We start from the raw sequence: 16,567 nt of genomic DNA, 5'->3' as shown, positions 1-16,567 counted from the left end.
CGGCAGCGGCGTGACCCGACCGCAGGGCACGCGTGATCCGGCACGTCAGGGGATCTGGGTCTCGATGTGGGCGAGGTGGGTGGCGAGGATCTCTTCGAATGCGGCGCGGCGGTCTGCTCCGAGGGGGCGGATGTCGCGGGCGAAGTGGGCCAAGGCGGGGAAGCGTTCGGGGTCGGCGCCGAGCACCGCGACGCGGAACTGCTCCATGCCCTGTTCGTACTCCTTGGGGGTGAGGGTGCTGATGCCGGCCTCGGAGGAGATCAGCGCGGCGAGGAGGATGACGATGCGGTGGTATCGCACCGGGACCTCCTCGTCGGGCAGGCCGGATGCGCGCAGGGCCTGCAGCAGCTCCTCCATGACCAATCGGGATCCGGTGCCGCCAGACCCGTAGTGCCCCCACACCACGGCGAGTTGGGGCTGCTCGCCGAACGCCTCGCGCAGGCGCAGGCCCAGGGCGGTGATGCGCTGCTGCCAGTCGCCTTCGGGGCGGTAGCCGTCCATGGCGGCCAGCAGGATCCGGTCGGCAGCGGCGCGCAGCAGTTCGGTCTTGTTGCGGAAGTGCCGGTAGAGGCTGGAGGAGTCGGTCCCGAGCGCTGCGGCGAGTTTGCGCACGCTGAACGACTCGGCGTCGCTCGTGCGCAGCAGTTCCGCCGCCGTGTCCAGGATCTCCTCGGTCGACCATCGCTTTCGACCAGTCATTTCGCCCCTCTCATCCGGGCCCAGCCTAACCTATGCACTTGCTGATGCACGCACTGCGTGCATAATGAGGGCAACGCACTGCCCGGCCACAACGACGCACCCGGCATCCGGCCGGGAGGGAAGAAGGAGACATGAGCGAGCTCACTACCGCGTTACGACCGCCGGAGCCGGACTTCTCGGTGATAACGACCGAGGAACTGTGTGCCTACCGCGACGCGGAGAACCGCTTCCGGGCCTCCAGCGCGGCGCGGGCGATCCTCGGAGAGCCGGACACCGGCGCCGCGATCGATTGGCAGGAGATCGCGCTGCCCGGCCGCGACCTACGGGTCCGGGTCTACCGGCCGGCGCCGACGGGAGACGACGAAGCCGCAGCCCGAACCGACCTGCCATTGGTGGTCCATGTCCACGGAGGCAGCTTCGTGGGCACGGCGGTGCAGTGCGACTGGACCAACAGCCACCTCGCCGCGCGGCTGCCCGCCCTCGTCGTCTCGGTCGAGCACCGCCTCCTCGCCCCCGGCAGCCCACTCGTGAACGCCGCCGACGACGGCTGGGACGTGCTCCGGCACGTGGTGCGACACGCCTCGCAGTGGGGCGTCGACCCGGCGCACGCGGCCGTCTTCGGTGAGAGCTGCGGCGCGCTGATCAGCGCGCTGACGGCCATCCGGGCCAGGGAGGCCGGGCTGGAGCTCAAGGCGCAGGTGCTGGTCAACCCCGCAGTCGACGTGACCGGGACGATGTTCGAGTACCCCTCGATCGCCGAGTACGCATACAGCCCGACCCGGGCTCTGCCGCTGCTGCGGCTCTTCCAGCGGCTCGCCGTCCCGCCGGGAGTCGACGCCGGCGCCGTCTCACCCCTGTATGCGGACGACCTGAGCGGGCTCGCCCCGGCGCTGGTTGTGGTGCCCACCCAGGACGCGGTCGCCGACCACGGCCGCCGCTACGCCGAGCGGCTGCGCGAGGCAGGGACCTCTGTGCGGCTCTCCGAATACCCGGGCGCAAAGCACGCGTTCCTCACCCTGCCCGGCGTGGAACCACAGGCCGAGGCCGCCCAGGCGGAGATCCTCGCGTTCCTCCGTGCGGCCCTGGCAAAGTGACGGAGGAATAGTGCACCGCACCCTTGGACCCGAGGGCCCGGCAGTCTCCCGACTTGGCCTCGGCTGCATGAGCATGACCGGCATATACGGCTCCACTGACCCGCACGAGGCCGCGGCAACTGTGCTGGAGGCCCTCGACTACGGCGTCACCATGTTCGACACCGGCGACTTCTACGGCGACGGAGCAAACGAGGAACTCCTGGGCCGAACCCTCGCACCGCACCGCGACCGCGCCGTGCTGGCCACCAAGACCGGAGTCCGGCGCACCGCCGAGGGCCTGGTGCCCGCCGGCTCACCCGACGATCTGCGGCGTGCCTGCGAAGCGTCGTTGCGCCGGCTGCGCACCGATCACCTCGACCTGTACTACCTCGCCCGTATCGATCCCGCCGTCCCCGTCGAGGAGTCCGTGGGCGCCCTGGCCGACCTGGTCGCCCAGGGCAAGGTGAGCCACATCGGCCTGTCCGAAGTCTCGGCCGCTACCCTCCGCCGCGCCCATGCCGTCCATCCGATCAGCGCCGTCCAGACCGAGTACTCGCTGTGGGAACGCCATGTCGAAACCGACATCCTGCCCACGATCCGCAGTCTCGGCGCCACCCTGATCGCCTACAGCCCTCTCGGGCGGGGCCTGCTCACCGGGGCCGTCGGCAGCACCACGCGGTACGAACCCGGCGACTTCCGCGCCACCGCCCCCCGCTACAACGGCGACGACCTCAAGGCCAACCTGGCCATCGTCGACGCCATCACCCACCTCGCCGAGGCCAAGAACGCCACCCCCGCCCAGATCGCCCTCGCCTGGCTCCTCACCCGCGGCAGCGACGTCATCCCCATCCCCGGCAGCTCCCGTCGCACCCACCTGCGCGACAACCTGGCCGCCCTCGACCTGCACCTGACCGCCACCGACCTCGGCAACATCGACGCCGCCGTCCCCGATACCGGGGCCCAAGGGGCCCGATACGGCGACCACGGCATCGCCCTGATCGACCAATGAAGAGACATGAAGAGGACTGACGAGAGAAGCATCCTGATGACGCAATCACCCCGCCCGAGGGCCGCTCGCAGCGATGTGCGTGGGGCCTGGCGCTCACTGTCCTCGCGACGATCGCCACGTACGTCGACTGCGGCACCACCCATCTGCCGGCCGATCACATCCGGGCCGGCTATCCCGACTAGTCCCAGGCGCGGGTCGACTCGGCCGTCACCACGTACCTGGTCGTGTCGTCCGTCATCGGAGCACTCGGCGTCCTTGGCTGGCTCACGGCGGCCTGGGCCGTCAAGGCAGGCAAGCGGTGGGCCTGCCCCGTCGCGACCGTGATGTTCGTGCTCTCCGCCAGCGCCGGACTGGCCGGGCTGCTGACCAAGGACACCTCCGGCGCGACCGGATTGCCGCCCAGCTGGGCCGGGCCGGGACGATTCCCTGTCTGGCGGGCGTTCTCGTGGTCACATCGCTGTGGAGAAGAAGGCGACCAGCGTGACGACGGCTCCGTTCGACTCCGTACGCAACCATCGCGACCGTACAGAGCCGCACCACACGAGCCACGACCACCGCGCACCACGGAGGACGACACAGTGCAGCGAATCGGCATCATAGGAGTGGGCGAGATCGGCAAGGCCCTCGTCGAGGGCCTGCGCAGCGGGGGCGGTGCGTCGCCGGAGATCTTCCTCTCTCCCCGGGGAGCCCGCGTCGCCGCCGAACTGTCCGAGCGCTTCGAGGACATCCAGGTGTGCGCCGACAACCAGGAGGTGGTGGACCGCTCCGAATTGGTGATCATTGCCGTGCGCCGCCAGGACCACCACGAGGCGCTCGCCGGGCTGAAGGTGGACGACGACAAGACCGTGGTCAACCTGATGGCCGGCGTCGCCATCGACGACCTGCGTCGAACCCTCGCCACCGGCGCCCCGATCGTCCACGCCATCCCGCTGCCCGCCGTGCGCGAGCGTCGCTCCGTCACCGTGACCTGCCCCTCGCACCCGGTGGTGGACGCTCTCTTCGAAGAGCTGGGCGGGGCGCTCTCCGTCGCGGACGAGAACGCCTTCGACGTCTTCTCCGCACTGACCGGCACCCTCACCGCCCACTACGCCTACCTCGCCACGCTCACCTCGTGGGCCACCGGCCACGGCATCGCCCCCGACGCCGCCGAACAGTATGTGCGCGGCCTCTTCCAGAACGTCGGCCGCTCACTGAATGAGGCGAGCCGCCCTCTGCATCAACTTGCAGCCGACCACGAGACGCCCAATGGGAACAACGAGCGGATCCGCACCACGTGGTTCGATCCGGCCAACGCCGCAGCCCTCAAGGAGGCCCTGGACGGCCTCCTCTCCGATCTGAAGTAAGAGCCTCCCGGTGGGGACTGGCGCCCGCGACCTGGAACGGCGACCCCTTGCACGCCTCTCGCAAACGGTGCCGTCCTTTGTGCGAGCAAGATCAAGGAGTGACCGCCGGGCCACGTCCGACCCTCGATCGACTCTCAGAAACCGTTCTCACTCGCAAGCGGGACGGACCCCATTCTGAGACGTGCATGGTGCGAAGATCCGGGCCTATGACGGACCCTCAGCAGCCCTCTACGGCCGAGCGGTCGGACGCCGACGACGTCGAGCAGAGCGCCTGTCCGCAGTGTGACGCACCACCCGGCTCACCCTGCCCCTCGCGCGGCGGCGCGATCGCCTCCGCGTACCAAACCCGCCGCTTCACCATGGTCCCCCGACTGAAGAAGGCGCAGCATGCCAACCCCGGCCGGCCGCAGCCCCGGGCGCCCCTTGGGCCCCTGGCGGCCCGGCACCCCGCCCTCGGCACCCATCGACCCGGATCTGCCAGCGCGGACATCCGCATCGGCTACGCCCGTTGCTCGACCCTCGGGCAGTCACTCGACTCCCAACTCGACGCGCTCAGCAAGCACGGCATCCCGAGGGACAAAATCTTCAACGAAGAAGATCAGCACCCGCGTCCGCGTACGGCCGGCCTTCGACGTGGCGCTGAGGACGGCGCGGGAGGTCAAGGCGTACACCCCGCACTGCCGGGTCATGTGTGCGAGCTGAAGCGGCTCGGCCGCGACGCCGCCGAACTGACCGCGCTCGCCGACCACCTCACCGCCCGCGGCCTGGTCCTGGAAATGCCGGCCGGGGCCCCTGCCTGGCATCTACGACCCCACCGGGCCGGGGAAGCTGCTGTTCGCATTGTTCGCCGCGATGGCGGAGACCGAACGGGGAGTCGGTCGAACAGATCCAGCCCGACCTGATCATCCCCACTTGGCAAGCGCAAGGGACAGAATCCCTCCGTCGCCGGCATTCACCGGGCTCTCGCGGAGCACGCCAAGCGCGAGACGTACCCCGAAGCCGTCGCCCAGGCGCACCACGGCTTCGCCGCCCTCACCGGCAGCGAGGTTCCTGAACCTCACACAGAAGCCAAGGCCCTGACGACACGCTGAGTCACTTTTCACTTCGCGGCAGCTTCGGGGGGAGAACAGGGCCAAGTCGGCCACGAGCGTGGGGGCGGAGGCGGCTGTCCAGGACCGTCGATCCCGAACTCGCCGGCGTGCGCATCACCCGCCGAGCCGCCGAAATGCTTTGGCGCGCCGTTCACGTGGACGCCGATCTCCTGCACCGCATCGCGGAGGGGGAACAGCGGATCGAGTCGTGGGTCCCGGTTTCGCCGGACGTCCCCTGCCTGGTCGTGGACACCACACAAGGCTGGAAGCCGTCCCTGGACGGACCGGATCGTCGAATTCGCCATGCTCAGGAGATCGCCCGCAGGCGGGCCGGGGTCGGCTGGGTGAGCCGGTCGAGGTGGGCAGCGGTGTCCTCGTCTGCGGGGAGCAGGACGAGGAGCTGCTGGGCGTCGGCGGTGAGGTCCAAGGTCTCGCGCAGCAGGCGGAGTTCGGGCCCGGCCGGGTGCTGGAGGCGGAGCGGGCCGCGGCGGGGAACGCGGTGGTTGCCCAGGCGGCGGGTGAACTCGGGGCCGGCCACGGGGGCGAGTTCGGTGCTGAGCCATTCGGAGTTCTCGGCCGAGGGGCCGAGCCAGAGATCGAAGGCCTGCTCGTCCGCGACCTCGTCCCAGTCGGGGAAGAGGGTGCGGGACCGGGGGTCGGTGAAGACGTAGCGAGTGAGGTTCGGAGCCGGGACGTCGAGCAGGCCGGCCGCGCCGAGGACGGCGGCGTAGCCGGTGGTGTGGGCGAGGATGTCGCCGAGGCGGTTGGTGACGGCGGCGACGCCCGGTTCGAGCAGGCGCAGGGTCTGGTGGACGGCCGGGCGGACATCGCGGGGCGGCGGGGCGGGCCGGGTGCGGCCGGCGCAGGCGCCGCCGGTGATCTTCGTGAGGTAGCGCAGGTGGCCGCGCTCGGCGGGGTCGAGGCTGAGGGCGTCGGCGAGCGCGTGGACCACGGCGGGGGAGGGGTTGCGGTCGCGGCCCTGCTCCAGCCGGGTCAGGTACTCGACGCTGATGCCGGCGCGGACGGCCAGGTCGGAGCGGCGCAGCCCGGGCGAGCGGCGGCGGCCGTGGTCGGGCAGGCCGAGCGTCTCGGGCTGGATGCTGTCGCGCTTGGCGCGGATGAAGTCCCCCAGTGGTGTGCCCATGCGACGAGCGTAACGGTTGGCGGCAGCACGGAGGGTGGCCCTGCGGGGGCCAGCCTGGGCACGGTCTGGTTGCGGCCGGCGGGCGGGCCGATGGTGGTGGCCATGGAGAAGAACACGCACAAGCTGGTGATCCTCGTCGGTAGCGTCCGGGAGGGCCGGTTCGGCCCGGTGGTGTCCTCGTGGGTGGCCGAACGGGCCGTCGCGCACGGCGGGTTCGAGGTGGAGGTGGTCGACCTGGCCGAGGTGGACCTCCCGCTGGCCCTGCCCGCCGCCTCGCCGAAGTTCGCGGGCGCCGACTACCCCCGCCCGGCCGGGATGGTCGGGCTGACCGAGGCCCTGGAGGGCGCGGACGCCTTCCTGATTGTCACGCCGGAGTACAACCACAGCTACCCCGCCTCGCTGAAGGCCGCCATCGACTGGCACTTCACCCAGTGGACGGCCAAGCCGGTCGCCTTCGTGAGCTACGGCGGCGCGGCCGGCGGCCGGCACGCCGTGCTGCACCTGGAAAACGTGCTGACCGAGCTGCACGCGGTGACCATCCGGGACGGCCTGGCCTTCCCGAACTACTTCACCGCCTGGACGGACGGCCGCCCGGACGACCCGCAGGCGTCCGGCTACGCCAAGACCATGCTCGACCAACTGTCCTGGTGGGCAGGCGCGTTGAAGCACGCGCGGGCCGCCGAACCGTACCCGGCGTGAGTGGGGGGAACGACGGAGTACGTCAAGCCCGGCGGCACCGACCCGGCGGTCAGCCGGATCGCGCTCGGCTGCATGGGCTTCGGCGGCAGCGGCCGCGGGCACAACCCGTGGGCGCTTGACGAGGAGGCCGCAGCGGCGGTCTTCCGGCGGGCGGTCGAGGTCGGCATCACCTTCTGGGGCACCGCCAACGTGTACGGCGGCGGTGCCCCGGAGGAGCTGGTCGGCCGCGCGGTCCGGCAACACCCGGCGCGAAGACGTCGTAGCGCGACGAGGGTGGCCTGCCGATGCGCGACGGCCCGGGCGGCTCCGGGCTGTCCCGCAAGGCAATCCTGGCGCAGGTGGACGGCTCGCTGACCCGCGTCGGTACCGACTACCCGGACCTCTGCAGGCTGCACCGCTTCGACCCGGCGACCCGGGTCGAGGACACCGTGGCGGCCCTGCGGGAGGTGGTGGCGGCCGGGAAGGTCCGGTACGTCGGCGCCTCCTCGATGTGGGCCTGGCAGTTCGCCAAGCTGCAGCACACCGCGGCGCGGGGACGGCGGCCCGGCCTTCGTGTCGATACAGCACCAGTACAGCCTGGTGCAGCGCGAGGAGGAGAGGGAGATGTTCCCGCTGCTCGCCGACCAGGAGGTGGGCAGCCTGACGTGGTGCCCGCTCGCCTCCGGGCGGCTGGCCTGCCCGTACGGGCAGGCGATGGCCCGCTCGGCCGGGGATCCGGTCGCCAGGCGGCTCTTCGCGGACGTCGACCGGCCGATCGTGGACTCCGTGCAGTCCTTCGCGCGGGCCCGGGCCTGTCGATGGCGCAGGTCGCGCTCGGCTGGGTGCTGGGCAACCCGGTGGTCACCGCCCGGTCGTCGGCGCGACCCGCCGGGCCACCTGGACGACGCGGCGGCCGCGCTGGACGTCCGGCTGACCGCCGACGAGCTCGCGGTGCTGGAACGTCCGTACACGCCCCGGCTGGCCACCGGGTTCTGAGCACGTCCTGGAGCACTACGACTTCGCCGCCCTCACCGGCAGCGAGCACACACGAGGCGAGCAGGGCTTTTCGGTTCACCGCGCGGAACCGGGAGGGTGGCTGTCGGTGAGGGCGGTGTCCACGTCACCGTGCCGGACGTGATGCTGGTGCTCGATGTTGTCCGGCCACTGGGGGTACAGGCCTCGGCTGAACACGCGCGCGCGAAGTCTCCGGCCACCCCCGGGCTCGCGAGGCTTCCAGAGGCGGCACGGCACGCACCGCCGCTGACGCACCTGCCACGAAACCCCGCGGCGCGGTCCGGCCAGGGCCCGGTCACAGCAGTGGCTGGCCTGTCAGATCTCCCACCTAGGCTGGCTTTCGCAGAGATCTACCAAGGAGCAGGGCAGTGCGAATAGAGCGTCACCAGGTGGGCGGGGCCGTCGTGTCGGCAGCACGCGAGGACTTCACGAACCGCATCGGGGGGCAGGTGCGGTCCATGTCGAGGGGCGGCCGGATGGCCACCTACGAATGGCAGTCGATCGCGGACGAGTTCCTCGACTACCTGGGCGCCCTCTCCGTCGAGACACCCGACCTCGACACCCCGGAGGCCAAGGCCGCTCTCAAGGACGCATCCGAAGCAGCGGTCGGCGCCGTCGCCTACGCCGCCTACCACCCGCACTGCAGCTTCCAGGTCTTCCTGGATTACGTGAACTTCGGCATGAGCTACGACCCCGGTGAGGATGCCCCCGAGGAGAGCGTCACGCCCGGGGAGTGGATCGATGCGCTCTGCCTGACGGTCCTCAGGGACAGAGCCAAGTGGCATGGCGAGGCCTTCCACTTCGCCCGGGAGAAGTTCGCAGAGAAGGCGCAGGGGACGCCCGTCGGCGAGCTCGCTACGGGATTGATGGCCGTGGTGCTGGACGACACCGGCAACGACGAGGAGTATCCGCCGAGCGCGCAGGCCAAGCTCACCGCCGTCGACGCGGCCCTGGACCGCGTCCGAACCCGATCCCAGGAGACGGGCGAGCCGCTCCTGGACCGACCGGACAGTGCGGCGCTGCTCACGCTGCGCGCCCTGACCGCCGAGGACCGGGAAGCCTTCGATGCCGCGCTGGCCGACCTCCTGGCCAGGCACTCCGCCCTGCACGGCCCGGCGGCCTCCCCGAGCACTCTCCTCCCGCTCGTTCCCATCGCCCTCGCCGCTCTCGCGTACCGGACCCTGGGCTGGGCCCCGGCCGTCCGCACCGACTACCTCCCGCACGCGCTGATCACCGGCTTCGAGACCCGAGGCCCCCGGGTCGGCGGGTTCGGCCGGAACCGGCGCCCGGACGCGGTCGCCGCGCTCGCCGCGGGCCCGCTGGTCGTGGAACGGCCCGTCTGCGCACGGACGGTAAGCCCGCAGATGGAGGCCAGGTACGAGGAACACGTCCAGGAGGCGTTCACCGCCGCCGACGGAGAACCCCTCGCCGTCTGGCGGCTCGGCGACGTCATGGGTGATCAGGAGCGTCTGTTCAAGTGGCGTGCGGGAGACTCCGCGGTCACAGACGCCCTGCTCGAGAACCTCCGGCTGGCCTCCCAGGCAGGGGCGGCTCTCTTCCGTATCGCCCTCGCGGAGCCGGGCACCGAGGCCGAGGTGACTGTCGGCGGCCGCACGCTGCGCTACCCGGCCGAGCGGGACGAGGAGGCCGGAGCCGGCAACTGGCAGACGGCCACCGCCTTCGCCCTCATCACCGGCGCACGCGAGGACCTCGCCCCGCTGGTCCTCACCGGCCCCACCTTCGCCGGCCCGGACGGTTCCGCCTTCAGCGCGTACCGCGAAGCCCTCCACGCCTATCTGAAGGGCACCGATCCCGAACCGGCCGCGCAGCGGGCGCTGCAACAGGCCGAGAAAGCCACGGACTGGGGCTTCGCCATGCCGCCGGCCGTGCTGCTGTCACAACTCGTGGAGGGCGACGAGGAAAGCTTCAACCTGGCCCTGGCCGACGCGCTCGAAGCCCACCGCGACTACTACCAAGTCGCCGACCGCGCCGACGATCCGGCCGCTTCCGTGAACCTGGACATCCTCGCCCTGGCCTGCCACGCCCGCCGCCGCGGCTGGGCCATCCGCGTCGAGTCCCCCTACCTTCCGCAAGATCTCCTGCGGGCCGCCGAACCCTTCTAGGGGGGCGGGCCGCAGCGGGATCCCCCTGCCGGCCCTCAGGCCGAGGACCGAGGGCGGACCGGCGCCTGTACGTGCCCAGGCGGCCGGTGGCTCCGGGAGGCAGTACGTTCCCTCACTCCAGGTCCATGAAGCCGGGAGGGGGAAGCTGCAGCTGCCCGGTCAGTTGCCGGCCGTGGGCCGGAGCTGCTCGAAAGGGCCCGGCGGGTACAGCGGAAGGTCCAGCGCGAGTTCGAGCAGGAGGACTGTGGGGGAGGCGGGCAGCCGGGTTCCATCAAGGACTGCCTGGACCGTGGGGTGGCTTGCCTGGGCCGGCCGGGCGAGCTCGCCGATGCCGAGGTCTCGCTGGCCATGGCCGCGGCCAGGATCTGTGCGAGGGCCTGCCCGAGGTGAGCACCGGGCGGGGCGTCGGCCGTCAGGTCGCCGGCCGGCCATCCGCCCTTGGCGAGGCGGTCCCGGGGACCACCTCCCGCGTCACGACGGCGTGGCGGTGATCCGCCTTGTGAACGTGAAGAGAAATCCCCAGGGCTGCTTGCATTCCCCACTTGGTTGCGCGGTGAACGGATGGGCTGGATTCGCCCGCCAGTTGAGGGTTCGGACGGCCCCTCCCCTCAAGGGCGCCTACGGCGTCATGTGTCCGCTCCGATCGCTGGTACGGCGTGGCATTGCCGCTCTATCGCTCGGCGGTGCCGTCCTCACCGTCAATCTCGTAGATCCGCTTTTGAAGCCGTTCACCGGCCCAGTCCAGCCCGACGCCCAGGTCAAACCAGTGCCGATCCTTGCGGACTCCGGGCGGTGAGAGGTTCACCGCCGCCCAGGAGAACACTCCCAGGAGGATGGAACGCCCGTGCTGCGTTGTGCGCACGGACAACGCAAACGGCGCGGCGAGTGCCGCTCGGGTGACCAACATGACTTGTTCGTCCTGAGAATGTCGACGCCCACCCGTGAGAAACCGGGGCGTTTCAAGGATCTTGACCCACTCAAGCACTGCGTCTGCCACTTGGGCGCGCAAGGACTCTTCGATGCCCTTGCGGACGGCGGTCGCGGGATCATCGCCGAGCCAGCCAAGCCAGTGATCAGGATCAGTGAGCTTGCTGAAATCGTCCTGTGGCACCCCGTGACGGGGATTCTCCTGGTACTCACCTGTCAGTTTCCCGCTGCTGTCCACCAACCACGCGCCGCGGATCGCCTCGGGAGGTACGTAGCCGTTCGGGTCGTCGATATACGTCGGGTCGATCTCGGCGACGCTGCCACCGGGATTCTCGGCAGCCGCAGCCAGCAGCGCCGGCTCGTTCGGTATGCCCTTACGCCTGCTTCGCGAGCCAAGACGCCCCACGTTCCCACCCTCACCGTTGTCCGCCCAGTTGACCGCGATTGTGCCGCACGTCAGGACCGGATGAGGGGATGCGCGACGGCGACGGGTGGGTGGGGAATCTCAGCGAGCAGGTCTGTACCACCCCTAAGCAAAGCGGTCAGCCAACGCTCAACCAGGTCACGACAGTCAGAGCGCGTGGGACCTGGGCCCGGCTCGAGCCGCACTTCGGGTCCGTGCCCGCCAGGAACATGCCATCGGCCGGATGGAGAACTACAAGATTCTCCGCGACTGCCGCCAGCGTGGCGAGGTCTCCATCACGCGGTCCAGGCCGTTGCCCACATGCACAACCTCGCCCTCGCGTCATGACCGGACGACCCCGTCCACGGGCTCTGACCTGAGCGCCGAGCGACGGGCTCCTTTCACGTGACTCTATACAGAGGTGTTACCTGTTGGTAACTTGAATCGGCATCAACTGCGTGGCCTGTTTCACGATCCCGGGGGAGTCATGAGAGAGAGCACCGTTCGGTACCTGGCGACCACAGTGGTTGCCGCCCTGGCCGTTACCGTCACTCCGGCCGCCGCGGCCGTGGCCGCTCCTTCCGTACCGTCGAAGGTTGCGGCGGATGACCCGTTCTACACCTACGACGGCGGCAAGCCGCTGTCCTCGTACGAGCCCGGCACCGTGCTGAAGAAGCGGACACTGACGTACCACATCGAGGGCATTCCCACTCCGGTGAAGGCGGTCCAACTGCTCTACCGCACGGCGGACGCGCAGGGCCGGCCGACTGCCAACGTGACTACGGTGGTGCGCAGTCTGCGAGGCGAGAGCAGCATGGCTGTGTCCTATCAGTCGTACTACGACTCCCTCGACCCTGCGGACGGGCCGTCCCGGGCCGTCGCCGGTGACGTCAGTCTGGGCGGTGTCATGGCCAACTCCGAGAACCTCTTCCTGGTGCCGCTGCTGTTGCAGGGTTACAACGTCGTCATCCCCGACACCGAGGGGCAAACCGCCGACTTCGCGGCCGGGCCGGAGTACGCGGCCAACACGCTGGACTCGATCCGGGCCGCGACCCGGTCGTCCGCGGACACCGGCATGAATGCCGACACCCGGGTCGGCCTGCTCGGCTACTCAGGCGGTTCCATCGCGACTGGTTGGGCGGCCGCGCTCGCGCCGAGCTACGCGCCCGATGTGAACGAGCGGCTGGTGGGCTTCGCCGAAGGCGGCCTGCTCGTCGACCCGGCCCACAATCTCACGTACGTCGACGGCTCCGTCCTGTGGTCCGGTGTCATCCCCATGGCGATCATCGGGGCCGGCCGGGCGTACAGGATCGACCTCAAGCCGTACCTGAGCAGCTATGGCCTGGAGGTGTACAACAGGCTGGAGGAGCACGGTTCGCTCCTCGACGCACTGGGCCACTACCCCGGGCTGACGTGGAAGAAGATGATGAAGCCGCAGTACGCCGACCCGAACTCGGTGCTCCCCTTCGTCGAGGCGGTGAACAAGATGAACCTCGGGTCGGCCGCCACCCCGACCGTGCCCGGGTTCATCGCCCAGGGCGGCGAGGGCGTCACGGAGGGAACCTTCAGCAACCCTGCGGGTATCGGATCCGGCGATGGGGTCATGGTCGCCGGAGACGTCCGCGCGCTCGCCCGGCAGTACTGCTCCACCGGCAACGAGTCGATCAAGTACCAGCAGTACAACCTGCTCAGCCACGTCCCCACAGCCGTGGCCTGGGCGTCCGGCGCACTAGGCTGGCTGAGTGACCGGTTCGCGGGCAGGACGGCCCCGTCCGACTGCGGCCACATACCCGCGGGCAACTCCCTGGAGCCGCAGAAACCGGCCTCCACGTCCTGACACCTGGTACCCCCGGACGCCCCGGCGCGCCCGAATCCCGCAATGAGGCACCCCGCCTGAGGTGTAAGAGGTCTGTTGCCGGAGTACGGCACCTCCTGGCCGCCACCGCCGCCGCGCATGCCGTCGCAGCGGCGCTGTGACGAGCAGCAGGGGGGGCCGCGAGGACTGCGAGGACCGCGAGGTCCGCGGCGTCTTCACTGCCAAGCCGAAGACGCCGGATTCGGACCACTATCGGCGGCTGTTTGACAAGGAGGCGGTCATGGGGCCCGAGATCGACGACCGTTGGCGGAGATGACCCCGCAGCTCACGGACCAGCGACCCTCGGTCGATATCCGGCTGAACGCCGACGTCTCCGGCAGCGGCCGGGTCTACCAAGCCGGACGCGACCAGCACATCACCGAGCGATGAGCGAACGGGGGCGCCGGCGTCGGAGCAGGGTCGGATCTTTCAGACGTCGGCGGATCCAGGCCGACCGCCCCCGACTCCGTCCGTGTTGCGCTTGTCGGGCGCCCGCCCAGGCCGCTGCGCGACCGGACGGAACTCTGCCAGGCGCTGAGCATGGCCGTGGCTGGCCACGGTGGCGCGATGTACGTCGTGCACGGCATGGGCGGCTGTGGCACTTCCCACGGGCAGCGCAGCGTCCTCGGTGAGGTGGCCGTACGGCTGGTGGAGGAGGCGCTGCCAGAGCGGGGCACGCAGGCGCCCCTGGTGCGCCGCCCGCTCGCCCTGCTGGCCCCGCACGGTTCGCGCCTGCTGGAGACGGCACCGGGGGAGTTGTCGGCGGCCCTTGGCGTGCGGCTGGTGCGGCAGGTGTACGAGACAGCGGACTGCGGCGTGGCCATGGTGCTCCCGCATTCCGTCGCCGACCGGGCCGGGGCGCGGCTGGGTGAGGACCATCCGGTGGCGCTGGACGCGCGGGACGTGGTGGGCAGGCCCGATGACCGGATCGGTGCGGCGGCCCACGCATCATCAACCCCTCCGGTGCGGCATCCCCCGCTGTGTTGGTGCCGATGGGGCCGAAGTCCAAGGTCGAGTTGTACGGAGTGATCCGTCGGGCTCCCGTGCCGGTCCGGCCATCGGGCCGTGATGCGCAAGCGCGGCATGGTCCACGCCACGGTGCAGGACGCCTTGTAGCCGGCCGACGGCACGGCGGACGTGCTCGGCCGGCTCCGGTCGTCGGGCGGGCGTCGAGTGCGTGGGCGGGCGAGCCGGCCCGGCGGAGCCGGCGGACAGCCAACTCCTTTTGGACACACAGCGTTTACATGCGTTCGACCTGTCGACCCGTGGGACTTGTTATCATGTTACTCATTGGTAGCAAGTTGAGTGGGGGGACACGGGGAGACCTGTGCCCGTCTCGCCGCCGGGGGAGTGGCGAGATGGATGACCTGGCAAGGGGGCCGGGTCAAACGGCTTCTGTGCGTGCACATGACGCGGCCGTCGAACTCCAGTTCCCTCACCCGCTGACCCGGACAGGTGGGACTCGACATCATGGCTCGTTCCCTGGTCGAATTACTGACCGTACACGCCCAGCAACAGCCCGACCGTACCGCCTACCGGTACCTCCTCACCGGCGACTGCGACGGGGACATCCAGGAGATCTCCTACGGACAACTGGCCCACCGCTCCCGGGCCGTCGCCGCCTGGCTTCAGGACCGCGGCCTGGCCGGCTCGCGCGCCCTGCTGCTCCATCCGCCGGGCCTGGAGTTCGTCTCCGCCTTTCTGGGCTGCCTCGCCGCCGGCGTGGTCGCCGTGCCGGGCGTGCCCCCGCAGGGACGGTCGCAGAACCACCGCGCCCTGACCCGGATGAAGCGTCTGATGGCCGATTCCGACGCCAAGGTGATCCTGGGCGGCCGGGAGGTCATCGGCGCCCTGCGCACCTGGACCGGGCACCTGCCCGAACTGGACGCGGTCACCTGCGTCGCCACGGAGGACATCCCCGACGACGCCGCGGGCTCCTGGCACGCTCCCGACCTCAGCGCCGACTCGGTGGCCTTCCTGCAGTACACCTCGGGGTCCACCTCCGCCCCGCGCGGTGTGGTGGTCACCCAAGGCAACCTGCTGGACAACGAGCGGATCATCACCGAGCGTATGGGCCACACCCCGGACGCCCTCGCGGAGCACGGCGGGGAGCTGATCCTCAGCTGGCTCCCCGTCTACCACGACATGGGCCTCATGGGCCCGATCCTGAACACGCTGTACCTGGGCGCCACGGCCACGCTCTTCTCGCCGCTGCACTTCCTGCAGCGCCCCGACCGCTGGCTGACCGCGATCAGCCGCTACCGGCCGCACACCAGCGGCGGCCCCAACTTCGCCTACGAGCTGTGCCTGAAGCACGCCACCGACGACCTGGTCGACAGCCTCGACCTGAGCGCGTGGAAGGTCGCCTTCAACGGTGCCGAACCCGTGCGCGCGGCCACGCTGCGACGGTTCACCGAGACCTTCCGCGCGGCCGGCTTCCGCCGTGAGGCGTTCTACCCCTGCTACGGCCTGGCCGAAGCCACCTTGATGGTCACCGGCGGAGCGGTGGACGCCCCGCCCACCCTGGTGGCGGCCGCCGAAAGCGGCCCGCATGCCGGTGAGGCGGACGCGGCCGCGGTGGGCTGTGGCCGGCCCGGGACGGGGATCACCGTGGTGATCGCCGACCCCGAGCGGCAGGAGGAACTGCCCGAGGGCGAGGTCGGTGAGATCTGGGTCGCCGGCGCGAGCGTGGCCAAGGGCTACTGGCGCAACACCCTGGCCACCCGCGAGACCTTCCGCGCCACCCTCACCGGCCGCGAGGGCCACTTCCTGCGCACGGGCGACCTCGGCTTCCTGCGTGACGGCGAACTGTTCGTCACCGGCCGCCTGAAGGACCTCGTCGTCATCGACGGGCGCAATCACTACCCGCAGGACCTGGAGCTGTCCGCGGAGTTGTCCCACCCGGCACTGCGGCCCGGCTGCACCGCCGCGTTCTCCGTGGACGCCGGCGGCGTGGAGGGCGAACAGGTCGTCGTGGTGGCCGAGGTGGCGCCCGAGGCGACCGGCGAGGCCGAGAAGATCACCGACCTGGTGCGCAGCGCGATCGGCGAGGCCCACGGCCTGTCGGTGAGGGACGTGGTACTGGTCCACCCCGGCACCATCCCGAAGACGTCCAGTGGGAAGATCCAGCGCCGCGCCTCCCGGGCGGCGTACCTCGACGGCACCCTCGCCGTGGTCGGCGTGCCCGTCACGGCTTGACCCCTGCGCC

Annotated in this window: 12 protein-coding genes and 2 pseudogenes; 11 read left to right on the top strand and 3 right to left on the bottom strand. The window is 70.6% G+C overall.

What is annotated here, in order from left to right; genetic code table 11:
• Positions 1 to 45: 45 nt before the first annotated feature.
• Positions 46 to 699 (bottom strand): TetR/AcrR family transcriptional regulator, encoded by a 654-nt coding sequence (locus ACWDEN_RS21475; protein ID WP_351614593.1) that lies wholly within the window; start codon positions 697 to 699, stop codon positions 46 to 48.
• 131 nt (positions 700 to 830) lie between these two features.
• Between ACWDEN_RS21475 and ACWDEN_RS21470 the strand changes: the two genes are divergently transcribed.
• From ACWDEN_RS21470 to ACWDEN_RS21455, 4 genes are all read left to right on the top strand, one after another.
• Entirely contained in the window at positions 831 to 1,793 is a 963-nt protein-coding gene (locus ACWDEN_RS21470; RefSeq protein WP_351614590.1) for an alpha/beta hydrolase, read from the top strand.
• Between the two features lie 10 nt (positions 1,794 to 1,803).
• On the top strand, positions 1,804 to 2,781 hold the full coding sequence (locus ACWDEN_RS21465) for an aldo/keto reductase (RefSeq protein ID WP_351614586.1): 978 nt from the start codon (positions 1,804 to 1,806) through the stop codon (positions 2,779 to 2,781).
• Positions 2,782 to 3,359: 578 nt separating this feature from the next.
• A complete protein-coding gene (locus tag ACWDEN_RS21460; protein WP_450859896.1) occupies positions 3,360 to 4,124 on the top strand; it encodes an NAD(P)-binding domain-containing protein in 765 nt (254 codons plus the stop codon).
• A gap of 185 nt (positions 4,125 to 4,309) precedes the next feature.
• Positions 4,310 to 5,026, top strand: a complete 717-nt coding sequence (locus ACWDEN_RS21455; protein WP_450859895.1) for a recombinase family protein — start codon at positions 4,310 to 4,312, stop codon at positions 5,024 to 5,026.
• Between the two features lie 496 nt (positions 5,027 to 5,522).
• Here ACWDEN_RS21455 and ACWDEN_RS21450 read toward each other — a convergent pair whose 3' ends face one another.
• Positions 5,523 to 6,359 carry a helix-turn-helix domain-containing protein gene (locus ACWDEN_RS21450; protein ID WP_351614577.1) on the bottom strand — a complete coding sequence of 279 codons (837 nt, stop codon included), beginning with the start codon at positions 6,357 to 6,359 and terminating at the stop codon, positions 5,523 to 5,525.
• Positions 6,360 to 6,461: 102 nt separating this feature from the next.
• On the opposite strand from ACWDEN_RS21450, the gene ACWDEN_RS21445 reads away from it, so the two are divergent.
• From ACWDEN_RS21445 to ACWDEN_RS21435, 3 genes and pseudogenes are all read left to right on the top strand, one after another.
• Positions 6,462 to 7,058 (top strand): NADPH-dependent FMN reductase, encoded by a 597-nt coding sequence (locus ACWDEN_RS21445; protein ID WP_351614575.1) that lies wholly within the window; start codon positions 6,462 to 6,464, stop codon positions 7,056 to 7,058.
• A gap of 72 nt (positions 7,059 to 7,130) precedes the next feature.
• Positions 7,131 to 8,033, top strand: a pseudogene (locus ACWDEN_RS21440) (aldo/keto reductase).
• Between the two features lie 407 nt (positions 8,034 to 8,440).
• On the top strand, positions 8,441 to 10,174 hold the full coding sequence (locus ACWDEN_RS21435; protein WP_450859934.1) for an immunity 49 family protein: 1,734 nt from the start codon (positions 8,441 to 8,443) through the stop codon (positions 10,172 to 10,174).
• A gap of 670 nt (positions 10,175 to 10,844) precedes the next feature.
• Here ACWDEN_RS21435 and ACWDEN_RS21430 read toward each other — a convergent pair.
• Complete coding sequence (locus ACWDEN_RS21430; RefSeq protein WP_351614572.1) at positions 10,845 to 11,507, bottom strand: hypothetical protein; 663 nt, start codon at positions 11,505 to 11,507, stop codon at positions 10,845 to 10,847.
• 205 nt (positions 11,508 to 11,712) lie between these two features.
• Between ACWDEN_RS21430 and ACWDEN_RS21425 the strand changes: the two are divergent.
• From ACWDEN_RS21425 to ACWDEN_RS21410, 4 genes and pseudogenes are all read left to right on the top strand, one after another.
• Positions 11,713 to 11,852 (top strand): annotated as a pseudogene (locus ACWDEN_RS21425) (IS5/IS1182 family transposase); the annotation flags it as partial.
• Positions 11,853 to 11,991: 139 nt separating this feature from the next.
• Complete coding sequence (locus ACWDEN_RS21420) at positions 11,992 to 13,341, top strand: lipase family protein (RefSeq protein ID WP_450859894.1); 1,350 nt, start codon at positions 11,992 to 11,994, stop codon at positions 13,339 to 13,341.
• Positions 13,342 to 13,899: 558 nt separating this feature from the next.
• The gene (locus tag ACWDEN_RS21415) at positions 13,900 to 14,388 is read left to right on the top strand and encodes a hypothetical protein (RefSeq protein ID WP_450859893.1); all 489 of its coding nucleotides are present in this window, start codon (positions 13,900 to 13,902) and stop codon (positions 14,386 to 14,388) included.
• Positions 14,389 to 14,829: 441 nt separating this feature from the next.
• Positions 14,830 to 16,557, top strand: a complete 1,728-nt coding sequence (locus ACWDEN_RS21410) for a fatty acyl-AMP ligase (RefSeq protein WP_450859892.1) — start codon at positions 14,830 to 14,832, stop codon at positions 16,555 to 16,557.
• Positions 16,558 to 16,567 lie beyond the last annotated feature (10 nt).

Source organism: Streptomyces sp. NPDC001153 (assembly GCF_053598315.1).
This window is presented reverse-complemented; position numbering and strand designations above follow the sequence as displayed.

What these genes read in the sequence shown, in the direction of transcription:
- ACWDEN_RS21475 (WP_351614593.1), bottom strand. Translation starts at nt 699, where the DNA reads ATGACTGGTCGAAAGCGATGGTCGACCGAGGAGATCCTGGACACGGCG.
- ACWDEN_RS21470 (WP_351614590.1), top strand. Translation starts at nt 831, where the DNA reads ATGAGCGAGCTCACTACCGCGTTACGACCGCCGGAGCCGGACTTCTCG.
- ACWDEN_RS21455 (WP_450859895.1), top strand. Translation starts at nt 4,310, where the DNA reads ATGGTGCGAAGATCCGGGCCTATGACGGACCCTCAGCAGCCCTCTACG.
- ACWDEN_RS21450 (WP_351614577.1), bottom strand. Translation starts at nt 6,359, where the DNA reads ATGGGCACACCACTGGGGGACTTCATCCGCGCCAAGCGCGACAGCATC.
- ACWDEN_RS21445 (WP_351614575.1), top strand. Translation starts at nt 6,462, where the DNA reads ATGGAGAAGAACACGCACAAGCTGGTGATCCTCGTCGGTAGCGTCCGG.
- ACWDEN_RS21420 (WP_450859894.1), top strand. Translation starts at nt 11,992, where the DNA reads ATGAGAGAGAGCACCGTTCGGTACCTGGCGACCACAGTGGTTGCCGCC.
- ACWDEN_RS21415 (WP_450859893.1), top strand. Translation starts at nt 13,900, where the DNA reads ATGGCCGTGGCTGGCCACGGTGGCGCGATGTACGTCGTGCACGGCATG.
- ACWDEN_RS21410 (WP_450859892.1), top strand. Translation starts at nt 14,830, where the DNA reads ATGGCTCGTTCCCTGGTCGAATTACTGACCGTACACGCCCAGCAACAG.